A 19,922-nucleotide genomic window follows, 5' to 3' on the forward strand; every position below is an offset into this window, starting at 1 on the left:
CCGATAAATTCAGTGCATCCTTATTGAGGATTGAATACAATTCTTCTTTGTCCTGATCGTCCACCAAATCGATATGCTTCACTTTCATGCTGGTGTAATTGGGATTCTGTATAATCTGTTTAGTGATTTTTTCGAAATAGGAGCCAATCTTACTGATGTGGGCGGGTGAATAATGAAGCTTATTAAATGATATGGTTATTTCCAATCGCTTCATTACAGCAACGTTCAGAACAAATTCATACTCTGATTTCAGAAACTCCACATGTGAATCAACATCAAAATATTCAAAATCGTTCATTTTTTTAACATTCAGAGGGTAATTCTCCAAAACGACTATTGAGTCGAACATATGGCTTGTAGACAATTTCAAATAATCTTTAATTTCAACTAATGAGGAATGCTCAAATTCTTCCCTGTCCTTCACGGTTTTCATCGTATCCCGAAACAATTGCATAACCTCTTGCTCGGCATCGATTTTTTGCCGCATGGGAATTGTATTAATGAACAAGCCGACGGCATGCTCCAGATTTCCGATATCTAGTTTTCTACCGGAGACGGTAGTTCCAAAAACAACATCCGAGCAGTGGCTGTAAAGATACAATAATAGACTCCAAACGCTATACATGAACACAGCCAAAGTTATGCCATTCGCTTTAATAAATAGATTGATCTCTTCCTCACATTCTTTATAGAGGGGAATTAAATAATTTTCGGTTTCGCAACCAGCATNACCGGAAATATTAACTTTTGATTTCTCATTAAGGAGCGGTATCCATCAAAGAATTCATTTAGAAGAATCCCCGTACTCCAGCCGTCATATAGAATATGGTGACTGCACAGAATCAACTTGTACCTGTCGGTTTCAAATTGATAGAGGATTACTTTGAAAGATGTCTTCAGTAAATCCACAGTCAGGTCAATCTCATCAAGGGATAATGGGCCTTCTTCTTCTGAATATTTATAGATTTCAATGATTCCTTCACAGGATTTCAAGATAACCTGGACAGGGTTTTCCAGCCCTTCCCACCGGAATACCGTGCGCAGCATCTCATTGTTTGAGATAATTTCCTCCCACGTTTTTCGAAACACAGTCGGATCTATGGTTCCCTTCAGGTTAACAATGAGGTTTTCAAAATAAACATTGCTTTCAGGATTTCTCAAATAGTAGATCAACATGCCGTACTGCATCGGGGTTAACGCTAAAATGTCCTCAACATTTTTCGAGTCAATTTTGTTCATTTTAGTCTCCTGCCGAGAATTAAAGATATGTTGATTGAAGAAGTTTACGATCAACCTTTCCATTTGCCGTTAACGGCATTTCTTCGATTACAAAATATTTATTGGGCACCATATAATCAGGCAATAAGCCCTTTATATGACTCTTAAGTTGAGAAACAGGGATGTCCGTCTCGCTCACGATAAACGCACACAGGTTGATAATCGTTTCGGAAACTTTATTTACAATTACAACACTTTGCTTGACTGAGGAAAAAGATTCGAGTGCCGCCTCGATTTCCATCAATTCAATTCGCAATCCCCGGATCTTCACTTGAAAATCCTCTCGCCCTAAATATTCCAGATTGCCATCTGGATGCCATCTCCCAATATCTCCGGTTTTGTACATACGGCTATATTCGGGAAGTAAACTCTTTACGAAATGAGTGTTCGTTAGATCCTCACGATGCAAATAGCCTCTTGCCAGCCCGTCTCCCAGAATATATATTTCCCCTGCTTGGCCTACCGGCTGAATGTGGCCATCGGATACAATCAAAATTTTGGTATTATAAATGGGCTTCCCGATGAAGACTTTGTGAATGTCTCCCGATGATGGGCAATCATAATAAGTCACATCAATCGTTGCCTCTGTAGGTCCGTATAAATTGATCAGTTTGGTGGCATTGACCGAATATAATTGCTTGTTAAACAGCATCACCTGCTGCGGAGTAAGGGCTTCGCCGCTGACAAAGACCTGTTTTAAACTTGACAACCTGCCCTCTTCGTTGCTTCCCTTCAAATAATTTAAAAACATATTCAGCATAGATGGCACAAAGTGAATAACTGTCACTTGGTTGTTGCAGCAGCATTCAATAATTCCTTGCGGAAACTTCTCCATACCGGGTTCCAATATACAGAGCTTGGCACCTGCGAAAAACCACCAAAAAATTTCCCATACCGAAACATCAAAACTGTACGACGTTTTTTGCAGCAGTGTATCTTCTTCATAGAGCGGGTACTTATCCTGCATCCAGACCAATCTGTTTAATACGGAACGGTGCTCAATCATGACTCCCTTGGGATGTCCGGTTGAACCAGAGGTATAGATCACATAAGCAAGATCCGAGGACTCGTTAATGACCGGCAAAGGATTCAAATTGATGCCATACAGTCTCTGATCGTCCAGAGAAAGCTTTTCCCCTGTAAACGCAACATCGCTTTCGTCCAGTGTTTGAACAAGCAAGACTTTGCTTTTACTTTCAGTCAGCATGAATTCATTGCGCTTGACGGGATTCTGGGGATTAACAGGCATATAGGCCCCCCCGGCTTTGAGGACTGCGAATATGCCGATAATCATTTCGAATGAGCGGGTTGCCATTATACCCACCACATCGTCAATCCCAACTCCCTTACTCCTTAACAACCATGCCAAAGAATTTGATTTTTCATCCAGTTCCCTGTATGACATCGTCTTTCCTTGAAATATCAATGCTATAGCATCAGGATACTTCCTTGCCTGCTGCTGAAAAAGTTCGTGCAGCGTAACCGATTTGTCGTAATCCGCATCAGTATCATTCAACCCGAGTACAATTGGTTCCAGATTATCCGTATCAGCTTTCTTCAATATTCCCCATTCCCTTTTGTTTATTGATTTCTGAGACGTTTCTTGGTCTTTCTGGCAAAGCTTTTCCCCAAAATAATTTGATGAATTTCATTGCTGCCCTCAATAATCCCGAATACTTTCGAATCCCGATAATACCGGGCCACTGAAAAGTTCTCGCTACAGCCCAAGGCGCCTAAAATTTGCACAGCGTTAGATGAATGCTCAACTGCAGCTTTGGAGGCAAAATATTTGGCGACCATAACACTTTCGCTGCCATCCAATTCATCTTCATCCGTAAGTTTACAAGCGTTGTAACATAGTAGTTTCAACGCTTCATAATCTACACCCATATCAGTCATGAACTTACTGATCGCTCCATGATCAATTAAAAATTTGCCAAAGGTCTTTCTCTTGAGAACATGGACGGAACAAGCCTCCATACAGCCCCTCAGAAGTCCAAGGGCACTGCAGGCAACACTAATTCTTCCGTATTTCAGTGCATAAGGAGCAATGTAAGAGAAGGCCATGCCTTCAGAACCGATCATATTCTCCCGTGGAATAACACAATCATTAAATTCCAGGATCGCCAGATGCCCCGCTCTGAATCCCAGCATGTTTTTTACATCCCGCACATGAAACCCTTTGCTCTCTCTCTCGACAATAAAAGCGCTCATGCTTCCGTTTTGCATGGCAAAAACTATGTAAATATCAGCAATACCACCAAAGGTAATCCATCTTTTTTTGCCATTTAAAATTACTTTATCATCATGCAATTCGTAAGCTGTCTCAATTCCCTTCATATCACTGCCTGCCTCTGGTTCCGTAATAGCCAATGCCCCCAGTACCTCGCCTTTGGCCATTTTCGGGAGCCATTTTTCCTTTTGTTTATCCGAACCCCATTTCAGGATCGTCTGGGCTACCATGGTATGGACATTAAACAGGCCTGAAAGAGAGACACTTTCCCGCCCAAATGCCTCATTCATTAATCCGTAGGTAACACAATCCCAGCCCATGCCTCCGTATTCCTCTGGTATCAACAATCCCAAATAACCTTTGTCTGCACAGGTGGAGATAATGTCATCCGATAATCTCTCGTTGATATCCCATTCATTGGCATAAGGTTCAATGTGCGCTTTGGCAAATGATTTAAAGCTTGTGTATCGTTCCTTTTGTATTTGCGTTAATATCTTATCCATGCTTCAATTCATCCAACTTTCTTGTAACGAATTCCGTAATGGTGTTCACCGAAGCAAAGTTCTGCATGTTCAAATCATCAATCCGGATTTTGATGCTAAATTCCTTCTCCAAGTAGGTCATCAACTCAATTGCAAACAGTGAATTTACAATTCCTTCTTCAAAAACTCTCAAATCCCGATCAATCTCATCCATACCGGCATTATCAGCTATAAACTGTCCAACTCTTATTTCAATATTGTCTTGAATCAATGCCATTACCAATTCCTCCTTGGGAACAATTAATTATTAATAGTGGTATAGCTATAAAATCCTTGTCCGCTCTTCCTTCCCATTCGTCCTGCGTGTACCATCTTCCTCAGCATGGGACAACAACGGTATTTCGGGTCTTGAAAGCTTTCAAAGAGCACATCCAGCGACTTTACCACTGTATCCAAGCCAATTAAGTCAGCCGTTTCAAGAGGCCCCATTTTATGTCCAAAACACTCCTTGAAAATCTTGTCAACCTGCTTAGGTTCCGCAAGCTGGTCTTGTACAACAAATGCCGCTTCATTCATAAAGAGATGCGAAATCCTGTTGGACACAAAACCGGGCAAATCATTAACAACAACCGCTTCTTTTTGAAGTCCTGCCAAGAACACTTTAGCTGTATCAATCGTTCCCTCGCTGGTATGCTCTCCCCTGATGACTTCAATTGTGCTTTTCATCACAACTGGATTCATAAAATGCATTCCGAGCACCTTATCCGGCCGGGTCGTCAGCGCACCGATTCTTGTTATGGAGATACAAGAAGTATTTACTCCGAAGCAGGCACTCTTCTTGCAGATTGCATCAAGCTTCGTATAAACCTGCTCTTTGATCTCGAATTCCTCCGGCACATTCTCAACAATAAAATCGCAATCCTTCACGTCATTTATATCAAGGGTAAACACAATCTGCCTCAGCGCTTCTTCCGCATCAAACGCTGGCAATTCTTTGTTTAAAAGGGGAACAAACCGGATTCCCTTTGTTATTTCGCTTCTTGCCGTTTCCAGTTGTTTGTCTGAGATATCCGTTAGCACTACTTTAAACCCGTGAACCAGCAGGTCTACTGCAAGGCCGATCCCCATGGTACCAGCACCTATAACACCTATTACTTTCAGTTCCATAGTCTCCCCCATTCCATGCGTAATCAGTAGATTAACCTTGTATCTTCCAGCAGCACCCTGCCATTAAGCAATTTCCTGATTCGGGCGTCGATTAGTTCTTTACTGGAGCCTTTTGTTTGTAAGATGACCTGCAACAAATCGACCGCTTCCTTAACGGCAGCTCCGGTACATTTCCCCGTTTCGTTGCTTTCTTTATACAATCCGATCAATTGGTTATAAGGTCCGGCAACATGCGATTCGTACCGTTCTTTGTCGTTGCACTGATTTTTTGTAGAGACAACTACCCCCAAACTTTTTTTAAGGATATCTCCATATTCCATCAGCGGTAAGGTAATGTCGTCCAAGAGCCGCTGAATATCTTCCGCTTTTTCAACGGAATACGCCCGAATTCCTCGTGTATTGTCTCGCAGTAAAAACTTGAGCACATTTTTAGGACCCAATTCAATTGCAAATTTGATGCCATGAGCGGCTGCATAGTTCACACCACGATCCCACATGATAGGCTCGACCAGTTGCATCACCAGGTTTTCAATAATTCCCTCTCTCGTGATCCCGTACACAGATGCATCCCGGTTAGCTATAACGTCAAATCGGGAAGACTGGAACTTGAACTGATTCAAAACTTCCCTGAGCCGAACCGCAGCTTCTTTCATTAATGGCGAATGAAAAGGTCCGCTCATCTTAATCGGTATTACCATCCCGCCAGCATCTTCTACAATTCTTGCGAACTGTTGAATGCCTTCATTGGTACCGGAGACGGACAATTTCTCTTGCGAATCATAAGACGAAATATAAATCTCATATCCCTCTTGATTGATTCTGTTACAAATATTCTTTGCCATATTCCGTTCTATATTGACCACCCAGGCCATGGTTCCATGAACATTTGCCGCCACTTCATTTACAATCAGTGCCCGCTGATGAACAATTTGCAAAGTATCGGCATATCTAAGGACACCGGCACAACATAGAGCTGTATACTCCCCAAGACTGTAGCCCATGCCAAACTTTGGCTCAATCCCTGTCTGCTGCAAAAATACTCTGTAAATCGCCACACACAGACAGACTAAAGCGGGTTTCGTATACTCAAGCAAATTCAATTCACCATTGTTTTCCTCAAAACATAGATTGTGAAAATCAATCTTTAATTCATCACTCGCTTCTTCAAAGGTCTCCCTGACTATGGGATAACTTTTGTACAGTTCACGTCCCATTCCAAAATATTGGGAACCAACGCCGGGGAACATAAACATAAAATTGCTTTTTATCCACTCATATTCCATATTATTAGCACCCTCAAAATAAATTGGTCGAACACTAAACCATATATCTTCCCCCATCAATTACTATGGTTTGACCGGTAATATAGTTAACTTTGGGATTGATTAGTTGGCAGACAAGCTCAGAAACTTCTTGTGGCAAGCCCAGCCTTCCTTGCGGTGTTGCATCCATCAACTTGGTCAATACCTCAGTGCCCAGTGAATCTGTCATTTCAGATTGTATGGGGCCGGGGGCGACAACATTTGCCGTAATGCCCCACTTCCCATAATCCTTGGCAATACTTTTGGTCAATCCGATCAGCCCGGCCTTAGATGCCGCATAATGCGCTCCAAAGCTTCCTCCTGTGAGTGCAGCGACAGAAGAAATATTAATAATCTTCTTATAATGGGACTTCTTCAGCATATCAATGGATCTTTGGATGCAAAGGAAAGGTGCCGTTAAATTCAGGGAGAGATGTTTGTTCCACTTCTCGATGGAAAGCCGGTCTGTCTGCTCCGGTTCACCGATACCGGCATTATTAATCAAAACATCGATCAGCCCATGTTTTTCTTGGATAAAGTCAAAACAAGCATGCACTTCATCCGCATCGAGCAAATTAACTTTCACCATCTCTCCGCTTCCTCCGCAAGCATAAATTTTCTCAATAACCTCCTTCCCTTTCTGATGTTGCTCTAAGTAAGTGAAAATAATATGCGCGCCTTCCTGTGCCAAGCGAATAGCTATCTCACTTCCCAAAAAACTGGTTCCCCCTGTTAAAACAACAATGCAATTCTTCAACATATTCATAACCTCACATTAAAAATTAGAGCATAAAAATGCCTCCGTTAATATCCAGGACAGCACCTGTGATGTAACTATTGTCATCCGAACCCAAAAAATAAGCTGCTTTTGCTACTTCCTCAGGTTGTCCCAACCTGCCCAGTGGAATTGTTTTTAAAATTTCTTCATTGTATTTTTGCTCCCGGCTCTCCCACCGGTTAATAATCCGTTCGGTAGCAATAATACCCGGACATAAAGTATTGACTAATATTCCATCCTTGGAGAGTTCCATCGCCTTCACTCTGGAAAAGCCAAGAATTGCGGCTTTAGCGGCTGCATAATCCTCCTTTATTGTCATGTGAGGGACTCTCCCGGAAATAGAGGATATATTTAAAATATTGCCGCATTTAATTTTTTGCATATGGCTGACTACCACGTCTGTCATGCAGGCCGTTGGCTTTACGTTGAAAATCATTGAAGAAAGAAACCGATCCCAATCTGCAACATTCAATGGACTCGAATTCGGCTTTGAACCTCCAAGGTTGTTAATCAGGGTAATAAACCCGGCATTGACAAGGATGCTTTGCAACTCACATGCGATTTGGCCATAAGAGTTGTCATCAAGCAAATCGTATACCAGATGATATTTCTCCGGATGCCCTGGAAGTAAAGCATTCAAATTCGCTTCATCCTGATCAATACAAATACAAGTAAACCCTTTTTCCAGGAACAACTCCGCTGTACTTTTTCCAATCCCGCTGCCGGCGCCCGTAACAATGCAGTATTTCTTTTGCATGGCCATCAATAGACAAACCTTACAGCTGAGGCTCGAACAGGAGAGGCTTCAAGTTCCGGCAAATGAATAGGCAGCGCCATGAACAGGCAGTCCTCAGTTATTTTATCTAAATTAACTAAATATTCACAAAGTATCATCCCTTTGGCAGTTAATGTCTTATGCACCACAAAGTCCTTTTCCTTCGGCTTTTCAGTTTGAAAGTCGATCCCAACAAACCCTGGCTCCAAGCTTGCAATATATTGCGCGGCTTCTTCATCAAGCCAGGGAGAATGCTTCCAAAATGATGCTGCTCCCCAGTGTTTATCGTTATAGAGTGTCTTTAGCAAAAGAATATCGTTCTTGCGGATCAGTTTATCTTTCATTCTCTCGTAAACTTTCTCATAAGAAATCGGCATTCCTTCGGGAACATCGGTCAAATCAACAATCCAAGGAAAGCCCAGAAATCGTTCAAGCTGATGTTGTCCCAGCGTATTTCCATCACTAAATACATGATCCGAAACTTCTACATGGGTTCCATTATGGGCAAATAGATTTACCTTGGTAAATCTGCGCTTCCATGTGTTGTCGGTAAGGTTCTCCGGCCGTATTTCTTCATAAGAAAACTCTGGAAACCAGGCTGCTTCATATTTCGGCATATTCTTGTGAAAGGCTATCGACAAGTCAATAATTTCGTATGCTGTGCGCATTATTAACCTCCTACATAAATGCTTTTGCTTCAAAAAGCTGTGATAGCAGGTATCCTTCATGAGGCACCATTATAGTCTCCGCCGGCATGCTCCGACAGGTGATCACCTTCTTGATGGAACCATCACAAAGGGCTTTATATTTCAATGTCTCATTATCCGTCAGTAAGGTCAGCGTCAAAGAGTTTCTAAGCAATGCGAAATCCGGTTCATGTTGAACTGAATGGGCCCAAAAGGCCGGAAACGGCAGTTCAAATCTAGAAAGCATTTGTCCTGCAACCGGTGCTTCCAAAATTGCAGGGCGCATCGCACATAAATTATCCCCAAGTTCAATAAAGTAGCAGTCATCTCCGTCTGTCACTCTGGATAAACCATGTTCTTTGATAAATTCGCATAAATAATTCGACAAAGTTAATGCTCTCTCTCGCGTTATCAACGGAAGGTTCGTTTCCTCATCATAAAAACCCGTGCAGGATTGCGATAACAGATTTTGATATATCCGGTCCATCCTTGCCCTGTTTGATTGTTCGTAGATGATGCCGCTTGTGTTAAAGCATTTCATTCCGCCGTCACTGATAATAGAATCCAGAATGAGATTGCTGATCTTGTCAGCATCCCCCGGCTTTTCCGTTTCCGATTGTTTATCCCAGTATATTTTTGAATAACCCGGGCCACGGACAATAACCTTGGGATTGTTTCTGTACCGGTTCACGGTTGCTGCATTGCCAAATAAAAGAGTGAAGTCTGATTCTTCAACTAAACTGTCAACAATATCATGGCCACCCGGAATAAAAGTCAGGTAATCTTCCGGCAAGCCGGCTTCCAATAAACTCAACATAAGCCGATATGGCGTGAAAGGCTCTTTCTGGCTAGGCTTGAGAATCACCTTGTAACCTGCCGCCAGAGCCTCCAACCATGATTTGTTGGTTAAGGGATTATTACCTGCGGCAACAATGGAAAGAGTCTTACCTTTCGGAACCCAGTAAATCCCTGGTGCAACAGGATATATCGGATTAAGCAACGAGGCACCTCTGGGAATTTCCATTATGATTTGCCGAGGGATATGGAGCAGGCTTTGCGCCAATTCCTGAACATTAAGTTTTAATGAACGAATGGGAATACCGGTCACCAGATGTACATTATGTAAATATTCACTTAAACATAAGCCATCCGGCTTTCCGTTCAGGAACGTATCAAAAGCTTTTGTATAACACTCAGCGATTTTTTCAGTGTTGATTGCAACGTTGCCCATTTCACGAATGATATGCCCTATCATCACCTTTGGCAGCTGTTCCATCTCTGCAATCGGGCACCCACATAAGTCTCTTATATCTATGCAAAGTCTTGGCGAGTACTGTTTCCCCGGTTTTAATATCCGCAGCCTCATAGAATCAATAAACCCCTTCAAAAATGGTATTCTTCATTTTTCCAATGGGTTGTACTTCGGCTACGCCATGACTCTGGTATCCTTCCACTGGCTCAACCCGAATGGCCTGATCTCTCTCCAAATGCCAAGGTATAAACAGATCCGGAGTCATTAAGGTGATTTTCACTTGGCCTTTCTTGCCGTATTCCACATTCAGATTAGGGTCGTTCTCATCCACAATATCTGTAATAGAAAAGGGATAGAAACCTTGATATACACACAGATGTGAATCACTCGCACTTTTTCTTCTCTGCGGGGCAATTCCCATAAGCGTATTTCCATATAAGCCGGCAAAGTGAATATTCGGAAAGATATATTGCTCAAACGCATCAAGAGTATCCTCATTAAGAGAAGTCCCAGCCCAAATGATTCCTTTGACTTTTTTATTTAATAGCTCACATAGCTCCGGCTTTTTGGAGATAGCCTCCAAGACCAGTGGTGTCGCGAACATAACCGAAATGTTCTGTGTCTCCAGTAACACTTTGACTTGAGTCATAATATGCTCAAGATAAAGCTCAATAATATCTTGCTTGCCGTTCTTTGCAGCAACTTTTACCCATCTCGGATCAAAGTCGATATAGTAGCAGAGTCTTTTTCTTCTTTTTGCCAATCTGCCGATTGAAGTCCCAACGATATGCGGCCCTGTCGGTCCAACATGAAGCCAGTCGCCGTCCAGATCCGGCGTTATTCCTCTTTCCGTCAAATGTAAATCCACCCATTCCAAAGCTTTTGCTCGTGAAAATTGATCAATAATCCGTTGCGGTGAGCCTGTGGTGCCCCCACTCTCATATACATTGATATCATCGGAGAGCTTCCGAATGCCCTTAGGGATCAGAGCATTTACATTTACAGTTTTCATTTCTTCGGAGTAATCTTTAAAGTACCGGAAATCCTCAAGAACTTGGATATCACGGATTGGATTAAAACCCAGCTCCTTTTTTTTACTGATCCAGAAGTCCGAACCTGTCTCTTCCGAAAAGTGCCATCTCATGGATGCTGCTATGACTTCTTTCAACGATGAGACAGACTTGCTTTCCTCGACGCCATAGATTTCAATCATTCCGAGACCATCCCTTCATTCAGCTGTACTATGAAAAGTAATTTAAAAAAGGGTTCATTTTCAATTTGGTTTCTTCCCATTCGGCTTGTGCATCTGCAGATTCCACGATACCGCTTCCTGCGTATATGACAATTTCATCGTCTGCCAAAACAGCCGAGCGGATCACTAGAGCAAAATCTGCTTTTCCGTTCAAATCAAAATATCCATATATACCTGTGTAATAATCCCGGCTAAAAGGTTCGGTCTGACGGATAAACGAGCTGCAGATCTGCCTTGGATATCCCCAAATCGTCGCAGGTGGATAAATTGCTCCCAACAGGTCAAAACAATTCAATCTATCATCAAGTGAAATCATAATTTCACTTTTCAGATGATAAGCGTAAGGAGTCTCAATAATCTCCTTTTTGCGGCTTAAGCGGACCTCTTTTGCCGGTAAACGGTGCAAATCATCCATCATAAGATTAACGGCACAATCATGCTCCAAATTTTCCTTGCTGTCTGCCAGAAATTCTTCAATAAGCAACTCGTTGTGCGTCTTATCGTTTTCTTTCTTTTTTGTTCCGGCTAACGGTCGGGTAACGGCGCTTCTTTCGTTTTTCTTGATCACGATTTCCGGCGAAACCCCAACCCACCTGTCACTATTGCCCATTTCAAACATGAAATAGTACTCTTGAAAGTAATGATTAAACACATATTGGGTATAGTCTGCTAAATCAATAGGTTTATGAAGTCCAACAACGCACTTCCTGGACAGGACTATTTTTCGAATTTCCTTTTCCTTTATTTTCTCAATTACCATCTTGGTATTTTGAATATAGGCTTCTTTTTCAGGATAATGCTTCAGGGAAAATTCAACTGGTGTCTTGGTTATATCACCACCACTTGGCTTGACCTCTGGTAAATTGCACTTTCCAACCGAAGAGAACAGTGTGTAATTTTCACCGGTACCATACACAATTATTTCCGGAATATAAAACACCGCTATCTCTTGCGGCCGGTCTTGAAAGGTAATGCTCTTACAGCCGCCTATGAAAGGGATGTCGTAATATTCAGTGCCCAGCATTTTTTTAATTTGTTTTTTCATGCGGCTGCACGCTTCAAAGACTTCCTCGTAAGGAACGTATGAGTCAGTGCATTGAACCGCAATAACCTTCTCATCAATCTCTTTGTCTTCAATCAGCAGTTTAGCTATAATTTCGTTCCGATTGATATAAACCTTAAACCCGATGTAGAACCCCAATGAACCCATTTTCAGTATTGATTTTTCCTCAGTTTGGGCAATAAAAACATTCTGATAATTTTTACAATTCACTCCAAGAAGATTGTTGCGAACCAACTGCTCATGCCATTTTAAAAATGCCTTCTCATCCAGAGCCTGTAGCGTCACTGCTGATTTGATTAGGGGATTTGTGGTTAAATCCCTACTTAAGTCATGTGTTCTACTCATAGTTACCTCGATAATAGGTCAGTTTTTTATTCGGGATCATTTCTAACGAAGACTTCCGACGGACTCTACCATAGTTCCCATATCCATCTTTAATAGCTGATCTGCAACATAGAAATACCTGTCATCATGGGTAATGGCAATAATACATTTGTTTCTTCTCTTCAGCTCAGGCAAGAGTACTTCATAAAAATACTTTCTGAACTCCGGATCCTGATCCGCTGCCCATTCATCAAACAGAAAGATTGGTCTATCTTCCAAATAAGCCAACAGCAAGGCCAGACGTTTCCTTTGTCCAGTCGAAAGCTTAACGCTGCTGAATTCCCCTTGACTTATGCTCACCTTCTCGGTTAACTGCAATTTCTCCAAGTAATATGCAATTTCCGCATCATTTTCAATGTCGATTCCGTACAATTCATTGAAAATGTGAAAGTCACTAAATACAACTGAAAAGTTCTCTCCTAAGAAAACGTGGTCCACGATTTCTTTATTGATTTGAAGGTGTCCTTCGTCTGGCTCATACAGCCCTGTAATCAATTTGGCCAAAGTAGACTTGCCGCTGCCATTTCCTCCAGTGATGAATGTAATTTCACCGGACCTAAACCTGCAGGAAATCGGTCCCACATGAAACAGTGCCTCATCCGATGCTTTATGTGTATATTTCACATCCACCAGTTCTAACTCAACAGGACCATGGGTTCGAAATTGCCCTTCTCGATAGGTGTTCTCATCCGATGCTACACCCAATTCATGCTCCAGCCCGATCAACCTTTTATAACTGATACGCACACGGATGATTTCCGGTATAGAATTCAAAACCCCGTGAATAGGGCCTGTCATGTACAAGAAGACAAATACAAAACCTCTTAATGAATCTACCTTTATATCATCAAAAAGCACCGGAAATGCAAAAGCTGTGACCCCAATGACCAATGTAAACAGCAACTCGCCTATAACAAAAACATTGGCAAAGCCGAGGTCACCTTTCACGCGTTTATCCCTATACTCCTCGCACCTCCCTTGCATATCTTGCCGAAACTCATTTCGCTTTCTGCTATGAAGCTTCAGTTCCTTATATCCTTCCAATAAACTGTTAATGAACTTGAAAAATACATTTTGAATATCTCTTGTTTCTTCCCACAACCGATTGGCATATCGTCCCATTGCAAAATAAAATCCCGCTGCTATGAAGATAATGGCTATAGAAAAAAGCAGCCCATAAAAATTAATGAGACCAAGATAGATAAAACAGCAAAACAGGGTAATTACACCTGTGACTGCTGTAATAACAACATTTGAAAAATTGCTTATAATTTCCGTATCGTTATTTAATCCAGAGTGGATTGCTCCGCTTTCCAGATGATCAATCTTTTCATAGGACGCATTGAGGATACACTCAATCAAGCGAGTTCTTTTGCTAAACACCAACTGATTGGTTAGCCTCAATAAATTAAGTCTTACAATTCGTTGGCCAAAAACATATATTACCGTGCCTAAAACAAAAAAGAATAATAATCCCTTTTGGAATCCGTCATTTCTACCCAGCGTCTCATTGATAATAAAGATGATAATTGCATTTCCCAAACCGCTGGCAATGCTGATTATCGAAATAATAAATAGTGCCCTATCATTCCGCGGAGAAAGTGTTGTCAGGAAAAAATACCCGCAGAATAATGCAACGGCAGCAAATAGCATAAAGATAGCAAGCGGCAAGGTTGGTGGTCCCCATACTTTAATAAATCCCCAAGGCAATCCGTCAAATAAAGCATCCGGCATTATATACAAACAGTATGCAAAGCCGAACAGGAAAATCAGATAGAACAGTAAATTCCGCAACACTTTGGAGAGATTCGCATTAAACTTACGCTTTCTTTGAATGGTTTGTACTGCAAAGACTATGAGCAGCCATACGGTTATTATCATAATTGGAGCCGAAACTAGAATGACCGCAAAGGCAATACGGTCAATATTTATATAGGTATCGGATACATTGCTTTGCGGTTTCTCCCCTTGGAGAATATCCATGACTCCCTTCGCCATTGCTTCCGTGTAAGAAGAATTTAAGTTAGTCAAAATACCGATGCCGATTTCTTCGTCAGGTTTTAAGATAATGTAGGAAGAATAGTTAGGATTACTTCCGCCATGGGCTATTTTCCCACCCCCTTCCTGGAATACAAACCACCCGGCTGCATATGATGAGCCGTCAGGAGAAGGGCCAACCGTACGATCGGCATTATGCGATAATTCAATCAATTTCCCGCTTAAAGAGCTGTCATTGATTGAGTTCAGCTGTAATTTGATCCATCTTTCCAAGTCTTGAGAGTTAGTTATGAAATACCCGGCTGGTGCATTTCCCCGGTAGATCGGTGCTGCATATGGCTCAGATCGTAAAAACCCTACTTTATATCCTGTTGCCAGATGCTCCAGAACCGATTCATTGCGCGATAAATAAGTATGCTTCAAATTGGCCGGCCTCAATAATGCCTCTGTCATATAATCTTCGAACGTTTCACCGGTTACTTTCTGAATTACCAGACCGAGAATGTCGTAATTAATGGTTACATATTGAAATTTGTCTCCCGGGTAAAAGTCCAATTGTTTGCCCACGAGCATTCTGACCGTTGAATCAAGCGCCTCATTCCCCTGTGCGATAGGAATATTGGCTATAGACTTATAGGGAATTCCACTGGTGTGATGCAATAATTGCTCCAGAGTGATTTCCACATACGCATCCATTTTTTTACCATTGTGGATTCCCTTATATCGCATTTCAAACCAAGGAATATATTTCTTAACCGGGTCATTTAGATTGATTAAGCCTCTTTCTGCCAGTTGTAAGATTCCCAAGGCTGTAAATGCTTTACTGTTGGAGCCTAATTCAAACAAGGTATCTGCAGTGACAGGAGTCCCTTTCTCTTTGTCCGCATAGCCAAATCCTTGGTGATAAACGGTCTTATCGCCATGAACAATGACAACAGAGGCTCCTGGGATTTTGCCATCCTTCATATTCTTGGTTATCCATGAATCGATGGCGCTTGTTTTGCTTGTAGACTCCAGCTCCTGCAAACCTATCCATTCCTCTTGGGCATGTACGACATTAGCCATCAGCAGGAACAGCAAGAACACAGCAATAAGAGCAGGAAAACTTTTTTTCATTATGTTTAACCCCTAATATTGTATTAACAAAGTAGTTGATCCAATTCTTCCTGTGTCAGTTCAGCTGTATCAAAATCAGAAACAGTAAAATATATTCGGTCTTGCATTAAACAGTGACGTAACAGGTTTCGAAGCTCTGTCATGTATTTTTCGAGTATTTTTTGGATTGTACTGATATGAAACTTGCTCGGGTTAAAGTTCATCACAACATTCAGCTGACGACGAACGATATAACAATTCATGTCAATTATGCTTGTGGAACGGTTCATCGGGCTGAGGTCATTTATCCAGTGAATCTCCGACAGTTGGATATTTTGCTCTGACGACTCTGCTGTAAAGTCTCCAAGATAGTTAAACCGAATATAATCTTGCTCTGGATGTTCGAGTTCATCGGATAAGTACCTCAATATTCCATAACCAATCCCCTTGTTAGGAATATTTCGCAAACCTTCCTTAATTTCTTTCGTGAGTCGCGAATAGCCGATATCAGTTACTTTTGCATAAAAAGGATACAGCGTTGTAAACCATCCTATTGTCCTCGTCAAATCCATATTGGCTAACAGCTCTTCTCTTCCATGACCTTCCAGTTCTATAATGACATCTTCAGATCCCGTGTATTCCGCGATCGTCTTAATTAATGCTACAATCAACAAATCTCTTGGTTCTGTTCTGAAAGCAACATTGGCGTTTGATAACAACGCTTGTGTCTCTTCCTCCGATAATATTGATATCATTCTGTTTGAAATATCGTTGTTATCCGAATTGCAGTTATGATCCTCCGGGAAGACGAATCTTTTCCCGCCTATCAAATCCCAAAATAATTTCTCATTTGAAGCCAGCTCCAAGCCATACTCCCGAAGATACTTGGCCCACTGTTGATAGGACAACGTTTTGGGGGCAAGTTCCAGGCTTGGCCTGTTACGGAGCGCCTTCGTGCTTAAGTTGCGGAAATCCTCCAAGAAGATTTTCCATGACACACCGTCTATCACCATATGATGAGCTGTGATAAATAGTTTCTTTGTATTTTCTCCAAGTATAAAGATGCAGCTTTTTATCAAGAGATCCGTTTCAAGATCAAAACTCTCTTTAATTACTGCAGTAATTTGATTCATTCGTTCACGCTGCTCGCTTGGGGGAAGACTTGCAATATCGTATTCTTCGATGAAATGCTGCTGTGCCAAGTGATTGTTGTTATAAAACAATTCTCCTGTCGTAAAATTGTAATTCATCCGGAGCGCATCATGATGCTGAATCAATAGATTGAATATTTTCTCTAATTGTCTTTTTTCAAGCTCACTTGTAATATCCAATATAATGCTTTGATTATAGTGGTTCGGTTTGGGGAAATTTTGCTTAAAGAACCAAGATACAATTGGGGTAGTCAGAATGCTTCCATCACCGATGCCTTGATCGGCAAGCCCCTGCTCCTTCTCCCCGATATATTGCGCCATCTCTTCCAGGATGGGATGCGTCAATATGTCCTTAACCTTGAGCTTATATCCCTGATCGCTGATCTGAGAAGAAATCTGGATTGCCTTAATTGAATCTCCGCCTAAATGTAAAAAGTCATGCTTCATACCCACGCTCTCCAGTTGAAGGACTTTACAAATGGCCTTGACTAAGATTTCTTCTTTTTTATTCTTATAAACTAATTTCTCACAAGAATTGATATCAGAAGCATTCGGCAACGGGCTTGGCAGGCTTGATCGGTCAAACTTGCCGTTTACCGTCAAAGGAATCTCCGGCAGCTCAACAAAATGAAGAGGAATCATATATTCCGGAAGAACTGTCTTGAGATACACCTTTAATTCATAAACAGTAACAGGAGTATTATTCGTTATATAAGCGCAAAGATATTTATTTCCGCTTATTTCTTCCCGGTCAATTACAATCGCATTCTTAACTGCCGGATGTTGCTCAAGCTGATAAACAATCTCCCCCAGTTCAATCCGATATCCTCTTATTTTGACCTGATGATCAGTCCGTCCAATATACTCAATCTTTCCAGAAGGTAAGAATCTGGCCTGATCTCCGGTTTTGTACATTCGTTTCCCTTCTATGTAGGGATTGTCTACAAATTTCTCTTCCGTTAGCAGGTTTTCGTTTAAATATCCTCTTGCTACACCGTCGCCGGAGATATATAGTTCTCCAACCGTTGATATTGGAACACAATTCAGGTTCTTGTCTAAAATATATATTTGGACATTCGCGGCGGGAATACCGATGGGAACCGAGGGGCCCCTATCTCTTCCGCTCTCATATTTATGAATCATACAGCCAACTGTCGTTTCCGTCGGGCCGTATTCATTGTATATCGCAATTTTCCCGTAAAAACCCTTGCATATGCGCTCGGCAAGTGAAACTTTCAAATCTTCCCCGCCAACGATAAAGGCTTTGATGGAGGATTGGCTGTGGTCTAAATTTTGTAACAGGTATAAATGTGACGGCGTTAATTTGATGATAGTGGCTTTTCTTTCTTTTATAATCCGGTATAGAACATACTCATCTCTATCATCGGCATATACAATTATCCTTCCCCCGCTGGTTAAAGGCGTAAAGATCGATGTAATGGTAAGATCAAAGGCCAAGGACGAGTATAAAGGAAATACTTCATCTTCACTGGTTACATAACATTGTTGGGCCCATTGAATATAGTTAGCCAATCCCTGATGCTCAATCATGGCCCCTTTTGGCAAGCCTGTTGAACCCGAAGTATAAATCACGTAAGCCAATTGATTATGAGCAATGGCTATACCAAGATCGGAGGAATCTGCATCAATTTGGCCTACATAAGAAAGGTGGAGGATTTCCCCTTCAAAATTAATATTGCCGATATTATCAAAATTGGTTAGCAACAAACTTGCCGCAGAATTCTTAAGTATAAAGTCGATTCTGTCTTCCGGCGAAGCAGGATCAATAGGAAGATAAGTCCCTCCGGCTTTTAATACAGCAAGTATTGCGACAACGGCTTCTGTTGAATGACTGACAAGCAGTGGGACTATAACTTCTTTTCCCACACCTTTTGTACATAATACCCTTGCTAGGCGGTTCACCCTTTGATTCAACTGGGAATAACTAATTTCGTCCTCCAGGAAACTTATTGCTATCTTATCTGGAGTCTTCTTGACTTGCTGCTCAAATAATTGAACTATCGTCAGATTTCTCGGGTAATCGACTGCTGTGGCGTTGAAATCATAAATAAATGTTTTTCTTTCGTTTTGCGAAAGCAAACCCATCTTCCCCACTTGCTTATTGGGCTCTTCAAGCATTTGGTGAATCAACACTAACAGTTGCCTGAACATTGAATCAATCTGTGCGGATGTATAATCGCTGACTCTGAAATCAAAATCCAGCACTAATTTCCCTGAATCGCCCCAATCTCTAATGATGACTTGCAGGGAATAAATTTGATTTCCGTTAAAAATCTCGACATTTTCGACAGGAAGTCCGTTCCAATCGGTAATCGGCTTAGTGTTATAACAGTTCACAGATACATTGAACAAATGATCGTATCCCTCTTTTTTAAGTTCCAAGTCCTGAACCAACAGTTCGTAGGGATATTTTTGATTGAAAAAACATTGGGTAAGCTTCTCATTTACTGTATTCAGCATTGTAATTACGGTCTGATTACTTTGAACGCCAAAACGAAAGGGCATCGTGCTGGTAAACATACCCATACAATTCTTCTGCTTTAGGCCCGAACGATTTAATACGGGTGTTCCTATGACCAGATCATCGATTTGGGTAGTTTTGTTCAGATAAAGCAAATATGCGGTAACAAAAAAAGTATTTAACGAGATTTTATTATCTTCAATGAAGTTTTTAATGTATATCGAAGTATCCGCAGATAACTCATAAGTTTTACGCTCGGCTTCCATATGATCGGAATGTTTGAGCAGAGATATTTTCGACAGATCGGAAAATTCCCTGTTCCAAAACGCTTTATTCTTCAAAAATCGCTTAGATGCGAGATATTCCTGCTCTTGTTGGATATATTCCAAGTAAGAGTATTCGGAAGAATCAGGTCCGGAATCGCCGGTCATTAATGAAAGATAGTAATCACGAATCTGCTTCGTCATAACATGAGTTGACCATCCGTCAGAAATGATATGATGGAATTTTGCCAAATATCCACATTCTTCTTCATTTAATTTAAA

At 41.4% G+C, this 19,922-nt stretch carries 15 protein-coding genes (1 of these 15 cut by a window edge); all 15 read right to left on the reverse strand.

What is annotated here, in order from left to right:
- Positions 1–772: the 5' portion of a condensation domain-containing protein gene (locus tag KIH86_RS25370; RefSeq protein ID WP_223110738.1), read on the reverse strand. Its footprint begins 32 nt before the window's first position; the window shows 772 of its 804 coding nt (coding positions 1–772); it begins with the start codon at positions 770–772; its stop codon lies off the left edge, out of view.
- Positions 700–1,302, reverse strand: a complete 603-nt coding sequence (locus KIH86_RS25375) for a condensation domain-containing protein (RefSeq protein WP_456094028.1) — start codon at positions 1,300–1,302, stop codon at positions 700–702. Before KIH86_RS25375 ends, KIH86_RS25370 begins: the two co-directional genes overlap by 73 nt.
- Positions 1,259–2,839, reverse strand: coding sequence for a non-ribosomal peptide synthetase (locus KIH86_RS25380; RefSeq protein ID WP_223081025.1), 1,581 nt, complete (start codon positions 2,837–2,839; stop codon positions 1,259–1,261). The genes KIH86_RS25375 and KIH86_RS25380 overlap by 44 nt, the downstream gene beginning before the upstream one ends.
- A gap of 20 nt (positions 2,840–2,859) precedes the next feature.
- Positions 2,860–4,014, reverse strand: a complete 1,155-nt coding sequence (locus tag KIH86_RS25385; protein WP_223081024.1) for an acyl-CoA dehydrogenase family protein — start codon at positions 4,012–4,014, stop codon at positions 2,860–2,862.
- Entirely contained in the window at positions 4,007–4,270 is a 264-nt protein-coding gene (locus tag KIH86_RS25390) for an acyl carrier protein (protein ID WP_235775599.1), read from the reverse strand. The genes KIH86_RS25385 and KIH86_RS25390 overlap by 8 nt, the downstream gene beginning before the upstream one ends.
- Before the next feature lie 23 nt (positions 4,271–4,293).
- Positions 4,294–5,160 (reverse strand): 3-hydroxyacyl-CoA dehydrogenase family protein, encoded by an 867-nt coding sequence (locus tag KIH86_RS25395; protein ID WP_223081023.1) that lies wholly within the window; start codon positions 5,158–5,160, stop codon positions 4,294–4,296.
- Positions 5,161–5,183: 23 nt separating this feature from the next.
- A complete protein-coding gene (locus KIH86_RS25400; protein ID WP_223081022.1) occupies positions 5,184–6,443 on the reverse strand; it encodes an ACP S-malonyltransferase in 1,260 nt (419 codons plus the stop codon).
- Positions 6,444–6,477: 34 nt separating this feature from the next.
- Positions 6,478–7,227 (reverse strand): SDR family NAD(P)-dependent oxidoreductase, encoded by a 750-nt coding sequence (locus KIH86_RS25405; protein ID WP_223110736.1) that lies wholly within the window; start codon positions 7,225–7,227, stop codon positions 6,478–6,480.
- Positions 7,228–7,243: 16 nt separating this feature from the next.
- Complete coding sequence (locus tag KIH86_RS25410) at positions 7,244–8,002, reverse strand: SDR family NAD(P)-dependent oxidoreductase (protein WP_223081020.1); 759 nt, start codon at positions 8,000–8,002, stop codon at positions 7,244–7,246.
- Complete coding sequence (locus KIH86_RS25415; RefSeq protein ID WP_223081019.1) at positions 8,002–8,682, reverse strand: cyclase family protein; 681 nt, start codon at positions 8,680–8,682, stop codon at positions 8,002–8,004. Before KIH86_RS25415 ends, KIH86_RS25410 begins: the two co-directional genes overlap by 1 nt.
- A 10-nt stretch (positions 8,683–8,692) precedes the next feature.
- Complete coding sequence (locus tag KIH86_RS25420) at positions 8,693–9,976, reverse strand: aldehyde dehydrogenase family protein (protein ID WP_223081018.1); 1,284 nt, start codon at positions 9,974–9,976, stop codon at positions 8,693–8,695.
- Between the two features lie 94 nt (positions 9,977–10,070).
- Positions 10,071–11,165: a hypothetical protein gene (locus KIH86_RS25425; RefSeq protein ID WP_223081017.1), complete on the reverse strand. Its 1,095-nt coding sequence runs from the start codon at positions 11,163–11,165 to the stop codon at positions 10,071–10,073.
- Positions 11,166–11,193: 28 nt separating this feature from the next.
- Positions 11,194–12,612 (reverse strand): chorismate-binding protein, encoded by a 1,419-nt coding sequence (locus tag KIH86_RS25430; RefSeq protein WP_223081016.1) that lies wholly within the window; start codon positions 12,610–12,612, stop codon positions 11,194–11,196.
- 42 nt (positions 12,613–12,654) lie between these two features.
- The gene (locus KIH86_RS25435; protein ID WP_223081015.1) at positions 12,655–15,765 is read right to left on the reverse strand and encodes a cyclic peptide export ABC transporter; all 3,111 of its coding nucleotides are present in this window, start codon (positions 15,763–15,765) and stop codon (positions 12,655–12,657) included.
- Between the two features lie 23 nt (positions 15,766–15,788).
- A partial coding sequence (locus KIH86_RS25440) for a non-ribosomal peptide synthetase (RefSeq protein ID WP_223110737.1) occupies positions 15,789–19,922 on the reverse strand: 4,134 nt, incomplete at its 5' end.

This window comes from Paenibacillus sinensis, from assembly GCF_019904155.1.
GTDB classification, from domain to species: domain Bacteria; phylum Bacillota; class Bacilli; order Paenibacillales; family Paenibacillaceae; genus Paenibacillus_AQ; species Paenibacillus_AQ sinensis.